Below are 24,007 nucleotides of genomic sequence, written 5' to 3'. Positions count from 1 at the left end.
GATGAGTGGTAAGTTTTTTTATTTATACCTGGTAGGCGGCACAGTTGCTTTGCTATTATTACTATATAGCATTATAGCTGCCTGGCCCGAAGTAAACCGAAGTGGCGCGTTGTTTTATATAATACCCACATTGGCGCTATATTATATGGCTTATAAAACCTATCATGTTAAAAAAGACGGTGAATTAATGTAACGTTATTCTTTTTCTAAAGCTTTTTTTGAGTCCTCCAGCTTTTCCATTTCGTCTTTTGGTAGTACCGGGTATTCTAATTTAAGGCTTTTTAGTGTTTGCAGTATAATGGTAGATATGGCTATCCGGGTAAACCATTTTTTATCTGCCGGCACTATATACCAGGGGCTGTCGTCGGTAGATGTTTCCTTTATAGCTATTTCATAGGCTTGCATATAATCGCCCCAGCGCTTACGCTCTGCTAAGTCGCCCGATGCGAATTTCCAGTTCTTTTCAGGATCGGCTATCCGTTTTAAGAAGCGTTTTTTCTGCTCTTTTTTTGACAGGTGCAAAAAGAACTTGATAATTACCGTTCCGTTGGCGCTAATATGTTTTTCAAAATGGCGTATGCTTTCATAACGCTTGTCCCAAAATTTTTTGTCCAGGTCTTTTACAGTGCTGATGCCGGGCAGGTTCTCGTTTAAAACTAAATCGGGGTGTATTTTAGTAACCAGCACGTTTTCGTAATGAGAGCGGTTATGTATACCAATGCGGCCACGTTCGGGCAGGGCCTTGTAGTGTCGCCATAAAAAATCGTGTTCATAATCTTCGCTGGTAGGCTGTTTAAAGCTAAACACCTGGCACCCCTGTGGGTTTAAGCCTGACATGGTGTGTGCTATGGCACTATCCTTACCCGCGGCATCCATCGCCTGAAAGATGACCAACAACGCGTATTTATTGGCGGCATACAGTTCGGTTTGCAGCTTGGCGGTTTCCTTTATCAAGCCTTTTAAAATTTCGGCTGCATCATCCTTCGCATAATCGGCCGAGTAGGCGGTATCATGGTCATCTAACGAGAATTTTTTACCGGGTTTTACCTTAAACTGTTCTATCATATCTTTTCTGGGCATTTGAGTTGATATATTAAGATGCAAAATGTCAAAAAAGTTTCAGTATGTAGTCTTAATATAAGTTTACCCTTTACAATGTGTAGTTTTGTCATATGCCTGTTTTAACCGCACCCGAAAAAAATGTAATTACCAGTTACCCGTTGTTGCATGATGACGGTACACCCGCTATGATACAGGTGCGCGAGTCTGATGGTATTGAAACAATAATAGACCCCGGCTTTTTGCAGCCTCATCGTAAAGATTATTATATGTTTGCTTTTGTAGAGGAAGGGAACAGCCGCCATTGGATAGACGATGTGCCTTATATTGTTAAGCCCGGGCATTTTTACTTTACCATACCGCCGCAAATACATTTAAAAGAAGAAATTTGCCCTATGAAGGGCTTTGTGGCCTATTTTACCGAAGAGTTTTTATTGCTGGAAGAGAACCGCATGCTGCGCCAGCTGCCCATTATACAAAACCCTGCCGCCGCGCACGAATTAACATTAAGCGCCGCCGATACTACATACCTTTACGATGTAATGCGTAAAATGCTTGCCGAATATAATAATGGCGGCGAGTGGCATAATCAAATGCTTACATCGTGGTTGCGGGTGCTGGTAATATACCTTAGCCGCATGTATACCGATCAGTTTGGCGAAAGCAGGATAACTCCAAGCCATAACCTGCTTAAAAGCTATCAGCAGCTAATAACCGAGCACTATACCGATACGCACGACGTTGCTGCCTATGCCAACCAGCTAAATATTAGCCCGGGGTATTTAAACGATGTAGTGAAGCAACAAAGCGGCAAAACGGCCATCAGCCATATACATAACCGCCTGGTAGTTGAAGCTAAGCGCCGGCTTTTACATACCCACCTGTCTGTTAAGCAAATTGCCGATGAACTGGGTTTTGAAGATGCTGCTTACTTTAACCGCTTTTTTAAACGCCTTGCAGGCGATACCCCCGTAAGCTACCGCACAAAAATCCGTGAAATGTACAGTTAATGCCCCGCTATGTGCAACGCTATAAACGATATATGCTTGTAGCTTTGTATCATGGAAAAACAAACTGTATTAATTACCGGCGCCAATAAAGGTATTGGGCTGGAAACTGCCCGCCAGCTGGCGCGTGCCGGCTACCACATTTACCTGGGTTGCCGCGATAAAGAACGGGGCGAAAAAGCTGTGGAACTACTGCACAGTGAAGGACTAGCCGCTGTTGAATTACTGTTGATAGACGTAGTTAGCGATGAATCTGTACAACAGGCATATGAAGATTTGGCCAAACGTACCGATAAATTGGATGTTCTTATAAATAACGCGGGTATCCCCGGCAGCTTTCCGCAACCAGCTACTAATACTGCCGTAAGTATTTTCAAGGATGTTTTTGAAGTGAACCTTTACGGCGTGGTACGCACTGTACACGCGTTTTTGCCTTTATTAAGCAAGGCTACCAATCCAAGGATAGTGAATGTAACATCAGACCTTGGATCGCTTACCCTGCACAGCGACCCTGCCTGGAGGCACTATGATGTAAAGACCGCTGCCTACGGACCGTCTAAATCTGCGCTTAACGCCTACACCATAGCATTGGCCTATGAACTTAAAGGCAAAATGAAGGTGAACATGGTAAACCCGGGTTATACCGCTACAGATTTTAACAACAACATGGGGTATAAAACCATAGAAGAGGGAGCAGCCCCAATTATTGAAAACGCCATGATAGGCCCGGATGGCCCGACAGGTAAATACTTCAGCGACTATGGCGAAACTCCATGGTAAAGCAATAATGCCCCGCAATAGTAAGCCAACAAAAAAGCCGCGCTAATTAGCGCGGCTTTTAAAATTTAAGGAACTAATAAGCTTACAGCTTGCCAATTTCCTGAACAAGGTCTATCAGTTTGTTTGAGTAACCCCACTCGTTATCGTACCATGATACTACTTTAACAAAGTTGTCATTTAAAGCGATACCTGCTTTTGCATCAAAAATTGATGTGCGTGGGTCGCCTTTAAAGTCTTCAGATACTACGTCATCTTCGGTGTAACCTAAAATGCCTTTTAATTCGCCTTCAGATGCATCTTTCATCGCTTTTTTAATGGCTTCGTATGATGCGCCGTTTTTAAGTTTAACAGTTAAGTCAACTACAGATACATCGGCAACCGGTACACGGAAAGACATACCTGTTAATTTACCTTTTAACTCAGGGATAACCAAAGTAACCGCTTTAGCAGCACCGGTTGATGAAGGGATAATGTTTTGGTAAGCACCACGGCCGCCTCTCCAGTCTTTAGCCGATGGGCTATCAACGGTTTTTTGAGTTGCAGTAACCGCGTGCACAGTGCTCATTAAACCTTCTTCGATACCGAAAGCATCGTTTAACACTTTAGCAATTGGCGCTAAACAGTTAGTGGTACATGATGCGTTTGAAACGATGGTTTGCTCAGCTTTTAATTGTTTGTGGTTTACACCCATAACAAATGTTGGGGTATCATCCTTTGCAGGAGCGCTCATTACAACTTTTTTAGCGCCTGCATCAATATGTTTTTGTGCAGATTCGATAGTTAAGAATAAGCCGGTTGATTCGATGATCACTTCCGCGCCAACTTCGCCCCATTTAAGGTTTGATGGGTCTTTTTCGGCTGTAACGCGTATTGTTTTACCATTTACTACCAGGTGGCCGCCTTCTACAGCGATAGTACCCTTGAACGGACCGTGAGTTGAATCGTATTTCAACATGTAAGCCATGTAATCAGGTTCAACAAGGTCGTTGATACCAACAACTTCAATATCTGATCTTTCAATGGCTGCCCTGAAGGCTAAACGGCCGATACGGCCAAAGCCGTTAATTCCTATTTTCATGATTTTTTCTAATTTTTATTTGAATAATACGTCAATAAATTGTTTATGGGTTCTTTGACAATAGCTGCAATTTTAAGTTCGCGTTCGCGGGCTGCCTCATGCAGGTGGTCCTGAAAGTTGGCGGCTACCGATCCGGCAAAATGTATAGGAGCATCCGGGTGCTCAGTATGTAAAGGTAATAAATAGGTATCAATCAGCTTGCCAAAACCTGTTTTAATGATGTTTTGAAGATAATTGTCATCTTTATTATCTAAAAAGAAATCGCTGAACGAGCTAAGAAACAAAGCGGGCTGTTTTTGGCGGTAAACTTTCTCTAAAAGTGTCTTTCTGTCAGCATCATAGCGCTGTGCAAACTTTTTGCGCAGGTTGCCCGGCAAGGTTTCGTTCATGAAGCTTTTTATAAGCTGCCTGCCCAGCCAGTTGCCGCTGCCTTCGTCGGCTAGTATATAGCCCAGGCCGTAATTGTTTGGCTTAACTTTTTTACCATCATACCATGCCGCGTTTGAGCCGCTTGCGCAAATACTTACAATACCCGGCGAGTTGCGGCAGCAGGCAATGGCAACAGCATCGATATCGTGGTCGACAGTTATTTTGGCGAATTTAAAAAAGGTGGCAAACGCATTATGTACTATTTGCTTTAACTCGGGCGATGATGCCCCCGCGCCAAAAAAGTAAATGCGCCTTATCTCTTCGGCGTGGTGTATAAGGTTTATGTTTTTGTTAAACAGTTGTACAATGTACTTTTCGTCGTTAAAATAGGGATTTATAGCATTTGTGTTAAAAGATGCCACAGTTCGGCCTTTGTAAGCCAGTCGCCAACCTGCGTTGTTAGATCCACTATATACAACTGCAATCATTTATATAGATAATATATCGGCCATTTGCATCAGGTCTTCTTCCAATTTAAACTGGTGCTGGTTTAAAGCCTCTTCAAGGCTGGTTAGTTTAATATGATTGGCCTCAAGCCCCACCATCATTTGTGTCTTACCTTCTATCATGGCGTTTACCGCGGCAAAACCTAAACGGCTGCCCAATATTCTGTCAAACGCCGATGGGCTGCCACCACGTTGCAGGTGGCCTAATATAGTAACTTTTATATCGTAAAATTTCACCTCTTTTTTGACCACTTCGGCTAAATCATAGGCACCCCCACTTTTATCGCCCTCGGCAACAATTACAATACTCGACGATTTTTTGTTGTACTGGCCTTTTTTAAGGTTCTCTATCAGGTTACCAATAGCAGTATCCCGCTCGGGTAATAATATAGCTTCGGCACCGCAAGATATACCTGCGCGCAGGGCAATAGCTCCCGAGTCGCGGCCCATTACTTCAATAAAAAACAAGCGGTCGTGCGCATCGGCGGTATCGCGTATTTTATCAATAGCCTCAATAACGGTATTGGTAGCGGTATCAAAACCCAGGGTGTAGGTTGATCCGTAAAGGTCATTATCAATAGTACCCGGCACACCAATTACAGCTATATCCGGATATTTTTTTGAAAAACGCAGGGCGCCGGTAAATGTACCATCGCCGCCAATTACCACAATGCCATCAATACCATTGGCCTTAAGGTTTTGATAAGCAGCCTCCATACCTTCATCGGTACGAAAAGGAAGGCACCTGGCTGTTTTTAATATAGTACCACCCAGGTTAAGTATATTACTTACCGACCGGGTGTTCATGTCAAATATATTATTATCAATAAGGCCCTGGTAACCCTGGCGAATGCCCGACACCTGGAGGCCATTATAAATTGCAGTGCGTACCACAGCCCTTATGCACGGGTTCATGCCCGGTGCATCGCCACCTGAAGTTAAAACTGCTATTTTTGAAATTTTTTGCATTTTTAAGTTAGTAAATTGGAGCTGCGAATATAGTGTGTCAAATTTACACCATTAAATTTATTTATTTATTTTTGTTATAAAAATTAAGGTATATATTTAACCAATAAACCTAAAAACCAAACCCTTGGAAGTAAAGTTACCTACATTTGACTCAGTATTTTCTATTGACTGTGTGATTTTTGGATTTGAGGCCGGTGAGTTAAAGATATTACTTATTGAGCGTAATGAAGAACCCTTTAAAGACTGGCTGGCCCTACCGGGTTATATAGTTGAACAGGACGAGAGTATTGATGATGCCGCCGAACGTATATTATACGAACTAACCGGCCTGCGCGACCTGCACATGCAGCAGTTTCATACCTTTGGCGAGGTTAACCGCCACCCGCAGGGGCGTGTTATAACCGTTGCTTACTATGCGCTGATACGCATTAACGGCCAAAAAGAACTTAGGCCGGTTACCCAATTTGCTAAAAAAGCTTTTTGGCATCCCGTAAACGATTTGCCTAAACTGGCATTTGACCACAGCGAAATTTTTGAAACAGGTTTTAACAAAATTCGCCGCAGGCTAAATTACCAGCCTATTGCGTTTGAGTTACTGCCCGAAAAATTTACCCTTACCCAGTTACAGTTATTATACGAAGCTGTTCTAAATAAAAAGCTTGATAAACGTAACTTCCGTAAAAAAATGCTGAGCTACGGCTTTTTAAAAGAGCTGGACGAGAAGCAGAAAGGGGTATCGTACCGTGCGGCCAAACTTTATAAATTCGACCGCCGTAAATACGCCAAAATATTCCAGAACGAGATGCTGCTGGATAAAACAGTATAAACAGTTTGCAGTAGGCAGACGGCGGTTTGCTTGAATGTTTTGTTATCCTATCGATATAAAATAGAAAAGGCTTCTAAAAATTTAGAAGCCTTTTCTATGCAAACTGCAAACTTATAACAGCAAACCTACAATTGGCTTGGCGATAACTCAAGGTGGTATTTTACCAGGTTATCTATAGGCGAGCGGATGATGTTACCTACGGTCATGCCGTTTTCGGTAACTACTTCTTCCAGCACATTACGGAAATTGTATCCAACCGAGCCTATGCAGTTAAAGGTATATTTTTGATAATCGGGGTAGTGGGTAACCAGGTTACGGAAAAAATCTTCGAACGAGGTACGCACCAGGTTGCGCGAGTATTCGATATTTACAATATTGTCGTAAACAAATTTGCTAAAGCTGGCGCAAAAACGGTTTGCACGTGGTTGTGTGTAAACAATTTCGTTAATGTCATCGGGGGTTAGTTTAAACTCATCCCAAAAGCTTTTGCGTACTGCTTCGGGCATGTAACCGCGCAGGTAATCAACCAGTAGCTTTTTGCCAATGTAGCAACCGCTGCCTTCGTCGCCCAATATGTAAGCGCCCGAATCGATGTTGTTAATTATTTGTTGCCCATCGTACAGGCAAGTGTTGGTGCCTGTACCTAATATAGCGGCAAAACCTTCGTTGTTACCCAGCAAAGCACGGGCAGCAGCCAAAAGGTCGTGGCCGATATATATCCTCGAGTTAGGGAAAACCACCTGCATCGCTTCCTCTACGATCTTTCGCATCTCGGGGGTCGAACAGCCTGCGCCGTAGTAGTTAACCTCGGTAATGTTTTCTTTTTCAAGGTCGGTTGGTAAACTTTCCTTTAAAGATTGAATGATATAGGCAGTTGGAGCAAAATATGGATTGTAACCTTCGGTGTTAAAGTACACCTTTTTACCTTCTTCAGTAACCAGGCACCAATTGGTTTTGGTTGAGCCACCGTCAGCAATTATGATCATAAAATAAGTTTATTTAAAAAAAATTGGGTTAAAAGTATGATTAACTTATTGTAAAAAAAACACTTGTAACTTTTAAAAAGTAAAAAAGTGCTTTTATGTACCTAAAACCTTGTGTTTAAGTATATAACTGTACGTTATACTGTTATATAATTTTAAGTTTTTAGGCCCTTTTAATAAGTTAAGTCATTATAAATACAACTGTAAGTTTAACATTTAATTACACTAAGTTAATTTAGTGCGGGTTTATAATAGTATGCAATTATATGTAATATTTTAACAAATACTAATTGCTAATAGTTTTTGTATAGTAAATATACATCACTGTGGTATTAAGTGCTACTATTTTTGATTAAAATAAGGTATTTTACTTATGCAGGTGTGCATTTGGCCTTAGGCGTTTGTAATTGGCTATTGACTATTACATTCAATTTTAGCATATTTGCACCGCTAAAAACAAAATAGCGATGGTCCCATAGCTCAGCTGGATAGAGCAACTGATTTCTAATCAGTAGGTCTCAGGTTCGAATCCTGATGGGATCACTACAAAGCCTTTCTAAGCAATTAGAAAGGCTTTTCTCGTTTTTGTTGTCACTTTTGTGGTTTAAATTAGCCCTTTACAGTAGTTATCCCAATAATTCAGTAGCTGATTTTTGCCGTAAAGGGTAAATTTAGTACCCATTGATGGTGTGGGCGTAAATTCTCCAAATACACTGCCCTTTAAAGTTGCATAAAAATCGATCCGCACAAATATGCCATATGCTTTACTTAGCTTTTTAACGTTTGATATCATATCGCCCAGGCAATTTGGAGGTTCTTGCGTCTTAGCCTTTGGATAGTTCTTCTGTACAGTCTCCATTTCGTTCCAATTTTCGTCGTAGAAAGAGGCAAAGCCGCTATTTGGACTAAGCCGGTTAATAACCATTATTGTAGCGATTTTTCCGTTGAAGCAAAAGAATTTATAATCTGTAAGTATACTATATTGATCGTTTTCACTTCTTAAAAATTCTTCCACTAAGAATTCGAGATGCTCATTTGCAATTAAAGCTTGACTTAATACATCTACAATCTTTGACGGTGAGTACTGTTTGTTATCAAAAAGGTTAGTTCCATCTGCCATAACAAATACAAGATTAGAACTATGCCCAACAGTTGGGCGTATTACATAGTTAGCAGGTAATGCTGAAAAATCAAGATTTTGAATGTTCCTGCCTTTCCAATACAAGTCAGGGACCTGGCAACCATTCATTTTAGCAAACTCGCGGGCGTTATGTTTATTACTGAGTTTTCTTTGCCAATGTGTGGTGTCTCGCCATTTCGGCAAGCTATCCTCCGCACTCATCTTAATGTTTCTTATTTCTTCCGCGTTGTCAACTTTCCAAAAAGTTTTATGACGAAACCTTATCCTTCTTTTAAGTTCAACCGACTTTTTGAAATCAATAATAATTTGTTTTAGCATAATATTATCATGGTGAATAGTTAAATAATATTAAAACGAATAGAATAAAGGATAGTATCGTATTGGCCATTATGTGCCGAATTTGTACCAGTTGGTGTGATAAACTTGCCAACCCCCCAAGGTGTGGTTATACCTTTTTATACTTAGAAAGGTATAATCAATGATTTAGTAAATTTTAGAGCGCTTAATCCTAATGTGTAATTTGCACACACTATTTGATAGCGACCGATTTTTCGTGCTTGTACATTCGGGCTTCCCTGACTGGGCTCAAACCACCTGTTTAAAATAAGCTACAATTCTAATTTCATCTATAAATTGGGTCAAAAAAAGTCAAATAGGGTTCACCAACAAAAGCCTTAAGTCGAAAGTCTTGAGGCTTTTTTTTAGCACATTCAGCTTGAACAACTGGTTATTTAATACAAAGCCCGGTATACTGTTGAATCTCCAATCTTTCAGAGCCATTAGTTGTGGGTTATTGTAATCCAAAAAACGATTTTATTTTAATGTTGCTTTTAATTTTATTTTTAAATCAATAGTTACACAATTACCGTATATAAGGTGCTTTCTTTTCACCTAAATTAAATGAAAATTAAATGAAAAAATTTCTCTTAAAACGGTACCTGTAAAAATTTAATTCCTATCTTAAACCATATTTAATGTTAACACAAGCATTATTATTAAACTATTAAAAATAGTTTGCTAAACAAGCTTAATGGATATTTTCAGCGACCAATTTTATACCGCAAACCATACAGATGGTTTAACTATATCGTATTTATTTGAGCAACAGGTGCTGCTACACCCACACGTTGTAGCTGTTGTTTTGGGCGATGTTACCCTTACCTACACACAATTAAATGATAAGGCTAATGAGTTGGCCAAAATTATTACCGCGGTTTCGCCGGCTTCGTTTGTAGTAGGGGTAAGTGCTACACGATCTGTAGATACCATTGTTAGTTTGCTGGCAGTTTTAAAAGCCGGTAAAGCATATTTGCCGCTTGATTCCGCCTTCCCGGCCGATAGATTACAAGATATTATCACCGATTGCGGCATGGATACACTGCTGTGCCCCGCAACGGATGAAATGGTGTTTAAACCATTGGTTAAAAACACGATCATTCCCGGGCGAAAGTATGATGTGCCTGCAAATGCCGGCCCCTTAGCAACAACAAGCGTAGCTTATATTATATATACATCAGGCTCTACAGGTAAACCCAAGGGCGTATGCGTAGGGCATGCGGGAGTAATTAACTTAATAGAATGGCACCACCAAATATCGCCGTATTTAGGTGTGGGCTCGCGCACGCTGCAATTTTCGCCGCTGATATTTGATGCGTCGGTAATGGAGATATTTTGCACCCTTTGCATAGGCGGCACACTTGTTTTAATAGACGACGACATACGTATAGACCCGCTAAGGCTGTTAAAATATGTTGATGAGCATCAAATAAACCGCATTAATGTGCCGTTTGTGGCCCTGCAATATTTTACCGAGGCAGCCGATGCAGAGCAGTATTTCCCCTCGTCGTTGCAGGAAGTCATCAGCGCTGGCGAGCAGCTAAAAATAACCCCGCAGGTATTGCGCTTTTTTGAAGCATTGCCCGGCTGTGTATTTTACAATATGTATGGCCCAACCGAGGCCAGCGTATGCAGCACCGCCCTAAAAATGGAAAGTCCTGCACAAAACTGGCCGCTATTGCCTACCATAGGCAAGCCAATGCAAAATGTGGTGATATATGTGCTGGATGATAATTTAAAAGAGGTACCCAATGGCCAACAAGGCGAACTTTGCATTAGCGGTATTAACCTGGCCTATGGCTACTTAAACCGCCCCGACCTTACCGCCGAAAAATTTTTAGACTGGACAAACGCCGCCGGCCAGCCAACCCGCATATACCGCAGCGGCGACCTTTGCCGCATACTGCCCGATGGTAACATAGAGTACCTGGGCCGTAAGGATACACAGGTAAAAATAAGGGGTAACAGGGTAGAGGTTGGCGAGATAGAAGTACTGCTTAATCAGTTGGATGGTATACAGCAGTCTGTTGTGATAGCCCGCGAGGATGTACCGGGCAGCAAACGTTTGGTAGCTTACCTCGTAGCTGCGGGTGCCAAAAAGGATATTGCCTATCTGCGCGAAAGTATAGAGCAGAAACTGCCTGATTATATGATGCCATCGGCATTTGTGTGGGTAGATGGTTTTGCCAAAACAAGCAGTGGTAAAATTGACCGCAATGCCTTACCCATACCGGATATGCAAAGGCCCGAGCTATCGGTGCTGTATAAGGCACCTGCCACTAAAGCCGAAAAACAAATTGCCTCCCTTTGGGCCGACATGCTGCAATTGGATAAGGTGGGCAATTACGATAACTTTTTTGAATTGGGCGGTAACTCCATACTGGCGTTAAAAACGGTTGCTGCATTAAAAAAACAATATAACTATGTGTTACCGGTTACCAAGTTGTACCAATACCCTACGGTAAATGGCATCGCCTCGTTTTTAGAAGGAGATAAGATTTTGTCTGCCATCCGATCGCCAAAAACTAATAAGGGAAGCAGTAATAAAGATATAGCCGTAATAGGCATGGCGGCCCGTTTCCCGGGTGCGGCTACTATTGATGAGTTATGGAGTGTATTGACCGAGGGCCGCGAAACCACCTCTTTTTTCACCGATGAGGAGCTGGATAAAAACATTCCCCCCGAAATAAAAAGCATGCCCAACTATGTAAAGGCGCGAGGTATTATTGATAACGCTGATGCCTTTGACGCTGCCTTTTTTGGTATTACCCCCAAAGTGGCCGAACTGATGGACCCACAGCACCGGGTGTTTTTAGAACTGGCCTGGGAAGCGCTGGAAACCAGCGGCCACCTGCCCGCAAAATACGATGGTGCGGTAGGGGTGTTTGCCGGTTGTGGCAACAATACTTATTATACCAAAAACGTGCTGTCAAACACCCAACTGGTGGCCAACGTGGGCAGCTTTTTGGTATCAACCATCAACGAAAAAGATTATATAGCCACCCGCACCGCTTACGAGCTTAACCTTAACGGCCCGGCAGTAAGCGTACATTCGGCCTGCTCAACCTCGCTGCTGGCTATTGCGCAGGCAGCCGAAAGCATACGCAGCGGGCAATGCAATGTGGCATTGGCAGGTGGTGCATCTATTAGTGCGCCCATAAAAAGCGGCCACCTGTATCAGCAGGGCACTATGTTAAGCGGCGACGGGCATTGTCGGTCGTTTGATGCCGATTGCGACGGTACCGTTTTTAGCGATGGCGCAGGCGTAGTAGTATTAAAAAGTTTAGAAGAAGCCGAGCGCGATGGCGACACCATTTACGCGGTTTTAAAAGGCGTGGGCCTTAATAACGATGGAGGCGGCAAGGGCAGCTTTACCGCCCCAAGTGCAGCCGGGCAGGCGGGGGCCATTGCAATGGCTATAGCCGATGCAGGTGTACACCCATCAACCATTACCTATGTAGAGGCACACGGCACCGCCACCACCTTAGGCGACCCGATAGAAATTGAGGGCCTCAACCTGGCCTTCGGCAAGCAGGATAAAAACCAGTATTGCGCCGTCGGCTCCATTAAAACCAATATGGGGCATTTGGTGGCTGCGGCAGGGGTAGCAGGGTTTATTAAAACCACGCTGGCCTTGTATCACAAACAAATACCTGCATCGCTGTTTTACAAAAAGGCTAACCCCAATATTGATTTTGCCGATAGTCCGTTTTTTGTGAATACCGAATTGCGCGACTGGCAGGCCGAGGGCAAACGCAGGGCAGGGGTAAGTAGCTTTGGTGTGGGTGGTACTAACGTGCACGCTATCCTGGAAGAGTATCCGCAGCAGGAAAAAGAACAAGGCGATAGCCGCCCGCTGCAGTTGATCAGCTGGTCGGCAAAAACGGCGGGCAGTGCATCTAAATACGCCGATAAGTTATATCAATACATAGCCAATAACCAACCCGACACACTCGCCGATGTGGCTTACAGCCTGCATGCTACCCATGTAGATTTTAAAGAGCGCAACTTTATTTTAGCTAAGGATGGTGAAGACCTGTTAGAAAAGATACGAACGTTTAAACGTGACGTAGCTAACTCAAAAAGCCTGAAAGAGAATGCGTCCGAGATCGTATTTATGTTTCCCGGCCAAGGCGCGCAATATATAAACATGGGCCGCGAATTATATGATAACGAACCTGTTTTTGCCGATGCCGTAAACGAGTGTATAAGCCTTTTAGCCGGCACTAAACATGCGGATATATTAGGCGTTATCTACCCTGAAGAAAGCACGCCAGAGGCTTCGGAGCGGCTTAAAAACACCTTTTATACCCAGCCTGCAATATTCATTACCTCGTATGCCATGGCTAAGCTTTGGATAAGTTGGGGAATAGCACCCGCGGTATTTGTTGGCCATAGCATCGGCGAATTTTTAGCAGCGCATTTCGCGGGGATATTTAGCCTGGCAGATGCCTTAAAGCTGATAACCGAAAGGGCAAGGCTGGTAAGCGAATTGCCGCAGGGCAGCATGCTATCGGCACGTATTACCGAAGATGAATTAAACAAAATATTGCCCGCCAACCTATCTATAGCGGTAGTAAACAGTAGTAAACTAACTGTAGTAGCGGGCGAAGAAGATGCCATAAACAGCTTTGCCCAACAATTAGAAGAGCAGGGCATCCCCGGTAGGTTATTGCAAACCAGCCATGCGTTCCACTCGGCTATGATGGACCCTATAGTGGCCCCGTTTGAGCAGGTGGTGCGCTCGGTGCAGATCAATAAACCGGTTATGCCGGTCATGTCTACCGTTACGGGTAACTGGCTAAGCGAGAGCCAAGCAACCGACCCGGCCTACTGGGCGCAGCATTTGCGTAAAACCGTGCGTTTTGCCAATGCCATTGATAGCCTTACCGAAGATAAGGGCCGTTTATACTTAGAGGTTGGCCCTGGCCGCGCCCTAACCACACTTGCCATACAACAATCGGCAGGGAATGCCGCGGCGGTTATAGCCAGTATAGATGGCGACGAATATCCATCGGTACTAAAGGCTTTAGGGCAGTTGTGGCTAAACGGCGCCACCCCCGATTGGAAAGCATTTTATGCCGGGCAGCAACGTAAAAAGCTGCGTTTACCGGCTTATGCTTTCGATCATAAAAAATACTGGGTAGAGCCTGTTCAAGTTTTTGAACCAGCTTTATTAGCTTACCAACCGGATGAAGTAGTACCGGATGAACCACAAACCCTAATACCCGAAACTATTTTACAGAATACAACAATGAGAAAAGATTTGCTGGCAGATAAACTAAAAGGGATTTTTGAAGATGCATCCGGCATAGAGATGGCTGATGCCCCTGCGGATATGAGCTTCGCCGAGATCGGTTTCGATTCGTTATTGCTTACCCAGATAGCAACAAATCTTAAAAAGGAATTTAGCGTACCGGTAACTTTCCGTAAACTGTTTGAAGAGTATAACTCTATTGATCTGCTGGCCGATTTCCTTGATAAAAATCTGCCGGCGGGTGCCTATGCTCCAGCCGCGCAGCCCGTTTATAACCAGGCTGCAACCGCGCAGCGCCCGGTGCAAATGCCAAACCTGCAATTTTCAGGTAATGGCAGCGCAAACCCGGCCTTAGATATTATTTCGCAGCAATTACAATTATTAGCCAGCCAAATAGCGCATTTACAGGGTGGCAGCGCACCGCAAATGCCTGCTTTTGCGTCACCCGTTGCCAACGGACAAACAGTTGCCCCGCCGGGGATGGAACTGGAACCCCAGCCTGAGGTAACCGCCGAAGAACTGGCCGAAAATAAAAAGCCATTTGGTGCTACCGCCAAAATTGAAAGGCAGGTACAGGGGCTTAATGATAAGCAACTGGAATTTGTAAAAAACCTGACGGCCAATTACAACGCCAAAACAAAACAAAGCAAAAGCCAAACGCAGCAGCACCGCGCCTATATGGCCGACCCAAGGGTGGTAAGCGGTTTCCGCCCCTTGACAAAAGAATTGGTTTACCCTATCATCATTAAAAGATCAAAGGGGTGCCGCCTGTGGGATGTTGACGATAACGAATATATTGATGCTTTAAATGGCTTTGGATCGAGCATGCTGGGTTACCAGCCCGATTTTATAAAAGAGGCCCTGCACGATCAGATAGAAAAAGGCTATGAAATTGGCCCGCAGCACGAGTTGGCCGGCGAAGTGTGTAAAACGCTTTGTGAGTTTACCGGGTTTGACCGTGCCGGTTTATGTAATACAGGCTCGGAGGCGGTGTTGGGTGCCATGCGCATTGCCCGTAGCATTACCGGTCGTTCGCTTATCGTAGCTTTTAGCGGTTCGTATCATGGTATTATGGACGAGGTGATCGTACGCGGTACAAAAAAATTAAAAACATTACCGGCAGCATCAGGTATTTTGGCCGATGCCGTGCAAAATATGCTGATACTGGATTATGGCACCGATGAATCCCTGCGAATTATTAAAGAACGTGCAAGCGAAATAGCGGCTGTTTTGGTAGAGCCCGTACAAAGCCGCCGCCCCGAATTTAGGCCGATAGAGTTTTTGAAAGAACTGCGAACCATTACTGCCGACAATAAGGTTTGTTTGGTATTTGATGAAGTGATCACCGGTTTCCGTATGCATCCCGGTGGCGCGCAGGCCCTGTTTGGTATTAAGGCAGATATTGGCACCTATGGTAAGGTAGTAGGCAGCGGCATATCTATTGGGGTTATAGCCGGTGTAAAAGAGTACATGGATGCGCTGGACGGTGGTTACTGGCAATACGGCGATGATTCGGTACCCGAAATTGGGGTAACCTATTTTGCGGGTACTTTTGTTAGGCACCCGCTGGCTTTAGCGGCTACCAGGGCATCGTTGCAATATATGCGCGAGCAGGGCCCGGCACTACAGGCCAACCTAACCGCCACTACCGAAAAAATGGCTGCTGATATGGATGCGCTATGCAAAAAAGAAGGCTTGCCTTTAACAGTAGTGGGCTTTGGGTCGTTATGGCGATTGAAGTTTACCGAGGATATCCCTTACAGCGAATTATTATTTACCTTAATGCGCTTAAAAGGAATACATATATTAGATGGCTTCCCTTGTTTTATGACAACGGTACACACGCCGAAGGATGTAGCCACCATATTAAGCGTTTTTACCGAAAGTATACACGAAATGAAGGCGGCAGGTTTTTTTGATACTTACCGTCCCGTACCTGTTATACCGCAGGCTAAAATAATTAATGGCGATAACCCGCCGGTTGCGGGGGCCAAACTGGGCCGCGATAAAGATGGCAACCCGGCATGGTACATAACTGATGATAACAACCCGGGTAAATACCTGGAGGTAAAACCTAATATAAACTGAGTTTGAAGAGCGAAACTTTTACATATTACCCGGAAGTGAGCCCTGTAGAATTTGACCCTTTTGCAGGGCCCGAGATACAACTGGTTGCACCGGCTACCGAACCGCAGATAGAGATATGGACATCGTGCCTGATAGGTGGCGCCGATGCCAGCTGTGCCTATAACGATTCGGTATCTATTGTGCTTACAGGCCGGTTTAATATGGATGCTATGTTGCAGGCCCTGCAAGCTTTAAGCGAGAGGCACGAGGCTTTACGCAGTGTTTTTAGTGGCGATGGTAAAAGCTTTATTGTTTATAAAAACCCACCCGTTAGTATTGATTACCACGACCTGGCCGGGCAAAGTAACCAGCAAAACCAGCTATTTATACAAAACTACAATCGGCAGTCGGCTATTACCCCGCTCGACCTAATCAACGGGCCGCTTTTTAAGGTAGCCTTGTTTAAACTAAGCGAAGAAGAATATCATTTAACCCTGCTTATCCACCACATCATTTGTGATGGATGGTCTATAGGGGTAATTATGCAAGACCTTAGTAAATTGTATACCGCCTTTGCTACAGGCGCGGCTCTGCAATTGCCCCCTGCATTGCGCTTTAGCGATTATGCTATTGAAGAAACCGCCTTTGCCACACGTGCCGAACACAAACAAACCGAGGATTATTGGGTAAACCAGTTTAAAGGCAGCGATCACTTATTGAATGTACCTGCCGATAACCTGCGCCCGGCACACCGAACTTACAAAAGCCACCGTGATGATTTTACCTTAGATGCTGCTTTGGTTGAGCAGGTAAAACTAATGGGCCGTAAGGCCGGTGCCAGCTTTGTAACCACCCTTATGGCTGCTTACGAGGTGTTTTTGCAGGAAATAACCGGGCAGGAAGAAATTATATTAGGCTTGCCATCGGCAGGGCAGTCGGCTACGGGTAACTACAGCCTTGTTGGGCATTGCGTAAACCTGCTGGCCCTGCGCAGCTTCCCAACACCCGATAAAACCTTTACCGCTTATTTAAAAGAGCGTAACAGCACCCTTTTAGATGCTTACGAGCACCAGCAATATACTTTTGGCAGCCTGCTAAAAAAACTAAATATCCCCCGTGATGCATCGCGCCTGCCCTTGGTGCCTGTTGTGTTTAATATAGATATAGGCATGAACGAAGGCATAGCTTTCGACGGCCTTAAGCACCGCTATATTAACAACCCGCGCGAGTATGAGACCTTTGAGATATTTTTGAATATTACCGACCATAAAGGGCTTACGCTGGAGTGGTCGTACAATACGCAATTGTTTGAAGCGGCTACCATCAAACGGATGATGGACGAGTTTGAACACCTGCTGCGGCAGCTGGTTAAAACACCCGACGCGCAAATTGGGCAGATACCATCAATGCATGCCGATGAACTGCTGGCCCAATTAAAGGAATGGAACAACACAAAAGTTGAATATCCTAAGGAAAAGCCGCTTCATCAAATCATCAGCGAAACCGCGGCAAAATATCCGGGCAATATTGCTCTTAAATATAATGATGAGACCTATACCTACAGGCAATTAAACGAGCAAGCCAACCGCCTTGCAGCTGTGCTAATAGCCAATGGCGTAAAGCCCAAAGACAAAGTGGCCATATCGCTTGATAGATCGGCGGAGCTGGCGGTAGGTATACTGGCTATCATCAAAACAGGTGCTACCTACGTACCGCTCGACCCGATATTCCCAATCAACCGCATCAATTATATGCTGGCCGATTCGGGCGCGGTCGTATTGCTTACCTCTGCAGCTTACAAAGGCGCTTACCAATCAACCGCTACACAAATTGTACTGGATGATATATGGCCGGGCCTGGATAAATACCCTGCTACCGACCCTGATGTAAAGGTTAACGGCGAAGATCTGCTATACATCCTTTATACCTCGGGCTCTACCGGGCAGCCAAAAGGTGTGCAAATAGCCCACCATAACGTGGTTAACTTTTTGTACAGCATGCAAAAGGCGCCCGGCTTAACGGTTGAAGATAAATTATTGGCAGTAACTACCATAAGTTTTGATATTGCCGGGCTCGAGCTTTTCTTGCCGCTTATTACCGGTGCCCAAATTGTAATGGCCGGTGCCGATGCCTCTAAAGACGGGCGCATACTGCTGGACATTATCAATAAAGAAAAAATTACCGTAATGCAGGCCACGCCATATACCTGGCGTATTTTGATTGAGGCAGGTTGGGATAAGGAGCGTATTAAAGTGATATGCGGCGGCGAGGCACTACCAATGGATCTGGCGCATGGTATACTGGCAAGGGCATCGTCGTTATGGAATGTTTACGGGCCGACCGAGACTACCATATGGTCGACACTGAAAGAAATTACCGTCGACGATAAAAACATCAGCATAGGTAAACCAATTGATAATACCGGTATTTACATACTCGACAAGTTTTTACGCCCCATTGCACCGGGAATAGCCGGTGAATTATACATTAGCGGTGCAGGTGTAGCCAAAGGTTATTTAAACAAGCCCGAACTAACCGCCGAAAAATTTGTTGCCGACCCCTTTGAACCCGGCCAAATAATGTACCGTACCGGCGACCTGGCTACCTACACCCCAACCGTCGACCTGATGTATGTATCGCGGGTAGATGCACAGGTAAAGATACGCGGCTACCGAATTGAGACCGGCGAGATAGAATATAACCTGGCACAGCAGGATAGCATAAAACAGGCTGTAGTTATTGCCCGGGCAGATAATAATGGGGTAGATAAGCTGATAGCTTACGTGGTGCTTACCGATGGTGCAGAACCTACCGATAACCAGGCAGAGTTTATTAATGCATGGCGGGCAGCATTGAAAAAGTCGGTGCCGGATTATATGGTGCCCGATAATTTTATCATCATACGTCAAATGCCGTTAACGCCAAATGGCAAGGTTGATAAAAAATCGTTAGCGGCACAGGGGCCCGCACCTACCGGGCATAGCAATACCTACGTAGCGCCGCGTACCGATATCGAAAAATTAGTTGCCGACATTTGGATAGAGTTACTCGGCGTTGAAAAGGTGGGCATTTACGATAACTTTTTTGAACTGGGCGGCCACTCGCTTATTGCGGTACAGGTAATGGCCCGTATAGAGAAAGAAACTGGCAAACGCTTACCGCTGGCTATATTATTTGAAAACTCGACAGTAGAAAAACTGGCACTGGTGCTTAACCTCGATGGTAAATCCATCACCTGGGATTCCTTGGTGTCTATTAAGCCAAAAGGCAACAAAATACCTATTTATATTGTGCATGGTGCGGGCCTAAACGTATTGCTTTTTAACACCCTGGCCAACCACATGGATGCCGAGCAGCCGGTTTACGGCCTGCAGGCAAAAGGCCTTAACGGTGTAGACGAACCGCTAAGCCGTTTAGAGGATATTGCCGCGCATTACATTGCTTCTATAAGGGCGCAAAACCCCAACGGGCCATATGCGCTGGCAGGTTTCTCATTTGGGGGTATTATAGCCTTTGAAATGGCCCGACAGTTAGAAGCGCTAAATTTAGAGGTGAAAATGCTGGCCATGTTTGATACCTATGCCTACCGCACTACCCATTACGACCCCTTTGTGACCAAGTATTATAAAAAAGGCTTGTACCTGGCGCGCCAGATATGGCACTCGGCTACGTTTAAAGATGGGTTTAAAAAAACCATCGAATACCGCTCAAGGGCGCTTAACAGGAGTATTACCCGTATGTTCTGGAAGATGAAATACGGCAACAAGCAGGAGCAGACAGGCTTTTTTGGCTACGCCAATAAAATAGACGAAACCAACAACATCGCATCGCGCCATTACCGTATACAGCCTTATGATATAGCGGTTGAACTTTTCAGGGCCGAAGTAAGATCGTTTTACCTGGATGACTTTGAATACATGGGCTGGAAACCGTACGCCTTAAAAGGGGTGAAAATCCACAAGATCCCCGGTGAGCATAACACTATTTTTAAAGAACCCAACGACAAAATGTTTGCCAAAATATTGCAGGATTGTTTAAACAAGATCAATTAACAAACGCAGCCGTGGGTACGTTAACTAACCAATATGCCGGTGATGTAGTTTGGCAAAAGCGCCCGGTTGATCTGGCGCCGGATAATCATGTGCACCTTTACCGCCTGCAAATAAGCCAAAACCTGCATTTATTGGATGATTTTACCGCACTATTAACACCCGGGGAATTAAGAAGGGCGGGCAGGTATCATCAGCAAAAAGATAACACGCGCTTTAAGCTGGGCAGGGGTGCCTTGCGTTACCTGTTAGGCAAATACCTGCATGCAGCACCCGGCGCAATTGAGTTTACACATGGTCCCAATGGTAAGCCTTATATCTCAGGGTTTGCAGAGGCAATTTATTTTAATGTATCCTACAGTGCCGATTGGATATTGTTGGCCATAGCCGTATCGCCGGTAGGGGTGGACGTTGAATTGATACAACCCGATTTTGGTTACCAGGATATACTTACCGAACATTTCAGTCCTGCAGAAAGCCAATGGGTAAACAATCCCGAGCGCTTTTTTACCTTATGGACACGCAAGGAAGCTTTTTTGAAAGCGACAGGGCAGGGCATAACGCAACATCTAAAAATAGCCCCTGTAACCAATGGCACGCACACCCTGCATACCAGCCTTGCCCCCGCCGATAGCCATTGGCAAATGACCAGCTTTAACCTTCAAACCAATTATATGGCTGCGGTTGCCACCTTGCGAAGCGTTGGTAATTATAAGTACTTCGAATTTTAAGGCCTTATTTAGTCCCTACTAATGATTTTAGGGTATCCTGCGGCATTGGTTTTAGTGCTGCAATTTGTTGCAAACCTATGCGGGTTTGTGCCCATGCCTTGGGTTCTTTTAAAGCATACGTGGCGGTATCGCCGCTGCTATAAAAGTTTAGGATGTTTTTTTGCAGCTGCGGGGTAATGTTTTTGTACTGGTTATCTTTTAGTTTGGCAACCAATTCGTCGTAGGTTTTATTAACCAGCGGGTACTCGTTAAAGCTTACAGGTTTGCCGGTATCAAAATCAATATCGGCCAGTTCCAGTTTATTATCGCCTGCCAGTTTTAGCGCGGCGGCATAATTGCTTTGTATGGTTTCAAACGCGGTGGCGAAAAGCTTTTGCCCCTCGGCCCCCGGCGATTTAAACGAAAGCTTTTTTAAGGGCCCTATTTTAGGCAGTATCTTTATCATGAATACGGCAAGCTTGGCAAAAAATTTAGGTTCCTGCCGCTCTTTGCCATACTGCAGGTTAAACGATTTACGGTTAAGCTTGTAGGTGAATTTGCGCACGGTAATTCCCGGGTGCATCTTCTGTATCTCTTCTTTATTTGATTTATAGGCCGATTTTGTAAGGTTTGGGAACAGGTTGCGCACACCCCAGCGCATAGTGTTAATGGATGAATTGATGTTGCCAAATATACTGCCAAGTTCCTGTCCGTAGGTTTCATAAAAAGCTTTTTCTAAAACAGGTACAGCTATGTTAAAGCCAATAAAATCATGGTAGCCTTCGGATGTGTAGTTACCCTGGCCAATTTGTATCACATCGTAAGCAAACTCCATACGGCTGTGTGAGGTGTGGTCGTCGTTATAAGTAACCACATCGCCAAACTTCTTTTTAAGATCGGGGTACACAAGCGGCACATTGCGATTGGTTGACATGGAGTGCCCGTATTTATCGGCCATGTAGTGCGATAGCGCACCCAATGCAAAGGCATATTCGTTAATATTACCGGCATCCTTTATCAGCGCTTCAATAAAATCGCCGCTGCGCACATAATGGACAAGATCGGTAAAAAAGCTGTTGCCAAAGGGCATATAACCCATATCGGCCACTATACTGCCGCCATAAGCGTAGGAGTGGGCCAGCATCAGTTGCTCGGTGGTGGCATTTGGATATTTTTGTTTAATAAGCGGTAGCAGCGACCCTTTCCAGGCGGCATCAATAATAGCCTCATGGGCTAATATCGAATAAGCTTTTGAGGATAAACTCATCGCCATAAACAGGGCGCAAATCAAAAAGTATCTGCAAAAACGCTTTAAACTACCGGCAAACATTAATAGGTAAATTAGTTGGACATATTAACGGCAATACCTAACCAAAAGTTTTAATTTTTTTTATTATGGTACTATTGTAGCCTTTTAACGGCGCTCGTTATACACCCCAAACTCGGCTATTGATACCTGTTTGTCGGCTTTGTCTATCCAAACCCTTACTTTGGTGCCATACACCCTGTCAAAACGGTTTACCTTTACTTTAATCTTGTTATCGGCTTTTAAAATGGGTTTCCATACACCGTTTTGCAAATACTCCAGGTGGTAGCTGCTAATATTAGGTTTCGACTCGGATAGTACTACAGTATTAAACTCGGTATCGTGGCCAAAATCAATCTCGTACCATGGTTTATCAACCGCCGGGTTTGATACCCACGAGGTAGTGAAATCATCATCATTAGCAAAATCCATAATTTCCGAATCGTCGCTCCAACTGGCATTGCTCATTTTGTTTTTAGCCAAATTGGTTGATATAATGGGCGCGCCTGTAGGGGCCAGTTTGGGGGCCGGGCCATCGTTTTTCCAAAGGCGTCCTATCTCTTTTAAAGCGGAAAGGGCATTATCGTCAAACAAGCCGTCGCGGTTTGGCGCAACGTTCAATATAAAGTTACAATCTACTTTATTTAAGGGGATGATATCTTCGTTAATAAGCTTAGCAGGGTCTTTAACCGGAGTGGTAGGGAACGATGTTTTCCAAAACCAGTTGGCTTGTATAGGTAAGCAAGCCAGTGACGGCATTATATTGTTTTCTTTTGAAATGCGCTGACCGGCACCCATTTCGTAAGTTTTAATATCGCTATAAAACAGGCCCTCGGCAGGGTATTTGGCGCCGTTAAGGTCCATTAGTACGCAATCGGGCTGTATAGATTTAATCAGGTGGTAAACATCCTCAAAGTTAATGTCATCATAGCTAATACGCGACCATGGCGCATCCCAGCCGTCGATAATTATCGCCTCTATTTTGCCATATTTAGTTAATAGTTCGGTTAGCTGTGCCTTCACCATCTCAAAATGCTTTTGGGTGATAGCATGCGGGCGCAGGCGGTGGTGGGTATCTAAAATAGAATAATACAGCATTACCTTTAAGCCGTTGGCCCTAAAGGCATCGGCATATTCTTTTACCACATCGCGCTTAAGCGGACTGTTCATTACGTTATAGTCGGTAGTTTTGGTGTCCCAAATACAAAAACCGCTGTGGTGTTTGGTGGTTAAACATCCATAGGTCATGTTGGCCGATTTTGCAGCCTTGGCCCACTGGTAACAGTTAAGTTTGGTAGGGTTAAATATAGCCGGCGAAGCATCAGGGTCGGGCCAGTCGGCGTTCATGTAAGTAGGGATGTTAAAGTGAATGAACATGCCAAACTTAAGGTCTACAAAGTTTTGTTGCAGCTTGGTAAGATCAGTTTGTGCCGATGAGCGGTTAACAATAAAAGCTAAAAAAAGGATGCAGGTAAAAAGTTTTTTCATGATAAAAGCAGGCCGGGTGATAAACGTCCTAAGCGTGGCCTAAAATAAGCGATTGTTTTTAAAATGAGGAATAATA

15 protein-coding genes and 1 tRNA gene are annotated in these 24,007 nt (G+C 44.3%); 8 read left to right on the top strand and 8 right to left on the bottom strand.

Annotated elements, in window-relative coordinates:
• The first annotated feature begins 1 nt into the window (after position 1).
• Positions 2-193 (top strand): hypothetical protein, encoded by a 192-nt coding sequence (locus FFF34_008365; GenBank protein ID TSD67390.1) that lies wholly within the window; start codon positions 2-4, stop codon positions 191-193.
• A gap of 2 nt (positions 194-195) precedes the next feature.
• Here FFF34_008365 and FFF34_008360 read toward each other — a convergent pair whose 3' ends face one another.
• On the bottom strand, positions 196-1,065 hold the full coding sequence (locus tag FFF34_008360) for a polyphosphate kinase 2 family protein (protein ID TSD67996.1): 870 nt from the start codon (positions 1,063-1,065) through the stop codon (positions 196-198).
• A 107-nt stretch (positions 1,066-1,172) separates the two neighbouring features.
• Here FFF34_008360 and FFF34_008355 point away from each other — a divergent pair, with 107 nt between their 5' ends.
• Entirely contained in the window at positions 1,173-2,069 is an 897-nt protein-coding gene (locus tag FFF34_008355) for a helix-turn-helix domain-containing protein (protein ID TSD67389.1), read from the top strand.
• Positions 2,070-2,120: 51 nt separating this feature from the next.
• A complete protein-coding gene (locus FFF34_008350) occupies positions 2,121-2,846 on the top strand; it encodes an SDR family oxidoreductase (protein TSD67388.1) in 726 nt (241 codons plus the stop codon).
• Between the two features lie 82 nt (positions 2,847-2,928).
• On the opposite strand, the gene gap is transcribed toward FFF34_008350, so the two are convergent.
• The 3 genes from gap to pfkA are packed head-to-tail and all read right to left on the bottom strand — an operon-like array spanning position 2,929 to position 5,768.
• Positions 2,929-3,924, bottom strand: a complete 996-nt coding sequence (gene gap / locus FFF34_008345; GenBank protein TSD67387.1) for a type I glyceraldehyde-3-phosphate dehydrogenase — start codon at positions 3,922-3,924, stop codon at positions 2,929-2,931.
• Between the two features lie 8 nt (positions 3,925-3,932).
• On the bottom strand, positions 3,933-4,781 hold the full coding sequence (locus FFF34_008340) for a hypothetical protein (protein TSD67386.1): 849 nt from the start codon (positions 4,779-4,781) through the stop codon (positions 3,933-3,935).
• Entirely contained in the window at positions 4,782-5,768 is a 987-nt protein-coding gene (gene pfkA / locus FFF34_008335; GenBank protein ID TSD67385.1) for a 6-phosphofructokinase, read from the bottom strand. It abuts the gene before it with no gap.
• Between the two features lie 124 nt (positions 5,769-5,892).
• Here pfkA and FFF34_008330 point away from each other — a divergent pair, with 124 nt between their 5' ends.
• Positions 5,893-6,594 (top strand): NUDIX hydrolase, encoded by a 702-nt coding sequence (locus tag FFF34_008330; protein ID TSD67384.1) that lies wholly within the window; start codon positions 5,893-5,895, stop codon positions 6,592-6,594.
• A gap of 125 nt (positions 6,595-6,719) precedes the next feature.
• Here FFF34_008330 and FFF34_008325 read toward each other — a convergent pair whose 3' ends face one another.
• On the bottom strand, positions 6,720-7,580 hold the full coding sequence (locus FFF34_008325; GenBank protein ID TSD67383.1) for an N-acetylglucosamine kinase: 861 nt from the start codon (positions 7,578-7,580) through the stop codon (positions 6,720-6,722).
• A gap of 466 nt (positions 7,581-8,046) precedes the next feature.
• On the opposite strand from FFF34_008325, the gene FFF34_008320 reads away from it, so the two are divergent.
• Positions 8,047-8,123, top strand: a tRNA-Arg gene (locus FFF34_008320).
• 58 nt (positions 8,124-8,181) lie between these two features.
• Here FFF34_008320 and FFF34_008315 read toward each other — a convergent pair.
• Positions 8,182-9,036, bottom strand: coding sequence for a hypothetical protein (locus FFF34_008315; protein TSD67382.1), 855 nt, complete (start codon positions 9,034-9,036; stop codon positions 8,182-8,184).
• 712 nt (positions 9,037-9,748) lie between these two features.
• Between FFF34_008315 and FFF34_008310 the strand changes: the two genes are divergently transcribed.
• The 3 genes from FFF34_008310 to FFF34_008300 are packed head-to-tail and all read left to right on the top strand — an operon-like array spanning position 9,749 to position 21,158.
• The gene (locus FFF34_008310; protein ID TSD67381.1) at positions 9,749-16,399 is read left to right on the top strand and encodes an amino acid adenylation domain-containing protein; all 6,651 of its coding nucleotides are present in this window, start codon (positions 9,749-9,751) and stop codon (positions 16,397-16,399) included.
• A gap of 2 nt (positions 16,400-16,401) precedes the next feature.
• Positions 16,402-20,430: an amino acid adenylation domain-containing protein gene (locus tag FFF34_008305; GenBank protein TSD67380.1), complete on the top strand. Its 4,029-nt coding sequence runs from the start codon at positions 16,402-16,404 to the stop codon at positions 20,428-20,430.
• Entirely contained in the window at positions 20,400-21,158 is a 759-nt protein-coding gene (locus tag FFF34_008300) for a 4'-phosphopantetheinyl transferase superfamily protein (GenBank protein ID TSD67379.1), read from the top strand. The genes FFF34_008305 and FFF34_008300 overlap by 31 nt, the downstream gene beginning before the upstream one ends.
• A 4-nt stretch (positions 21,159-21,162) precedes the next feature.
• On the opposite strand, the gene FFF34_008295 is transcribed toward FFF34_008300, so the two are convergent.
• Both FFF34_008295 and FFF34_008290 read right to left on the bottom strand, forming a co-directional pair.
• Complete coding sequence (locus FFF34_008295) at positions 21,163-22,467, bottom strand: zinc dependent phospholipase C family protein (GenBank protein ID TSD67378.1); 1,305 nt, start codon at positions 22,465-22,467, stop codon at positions 21,163-21,165.
• An 84-nt stretch (positions 22,468-22,551) separates the two neighbouring features.
• Positions 22,552-23,931: a carbohydrate-binding protein gene (locus FFF34_008290; GenBank protein ID TSD67377.1), complete on the bottom strand. Its 1,380-nt coding sequence runs from the start codon at positions 23,929-23,931 to the stop codon at positions 22,552-22,554.
• Between the last annotated feature and the right edge of the window lie 76 nt (positions 23,932-24,007).

The sequence above is a fragment of the Inquilinus sp. KBS0705 genome, from assembly GCA_005938025.2.
Lineage (GTDB): Bacteria > Bacteroidota > Bacteroidia > Sphingobacteriales > Sphingobacteriaceae > Mucilaginibacter.
Note: the sequence above shows the minus strand (reverse complement) of the source record. Positions and strands in the feature narration are given on the sequence as shown.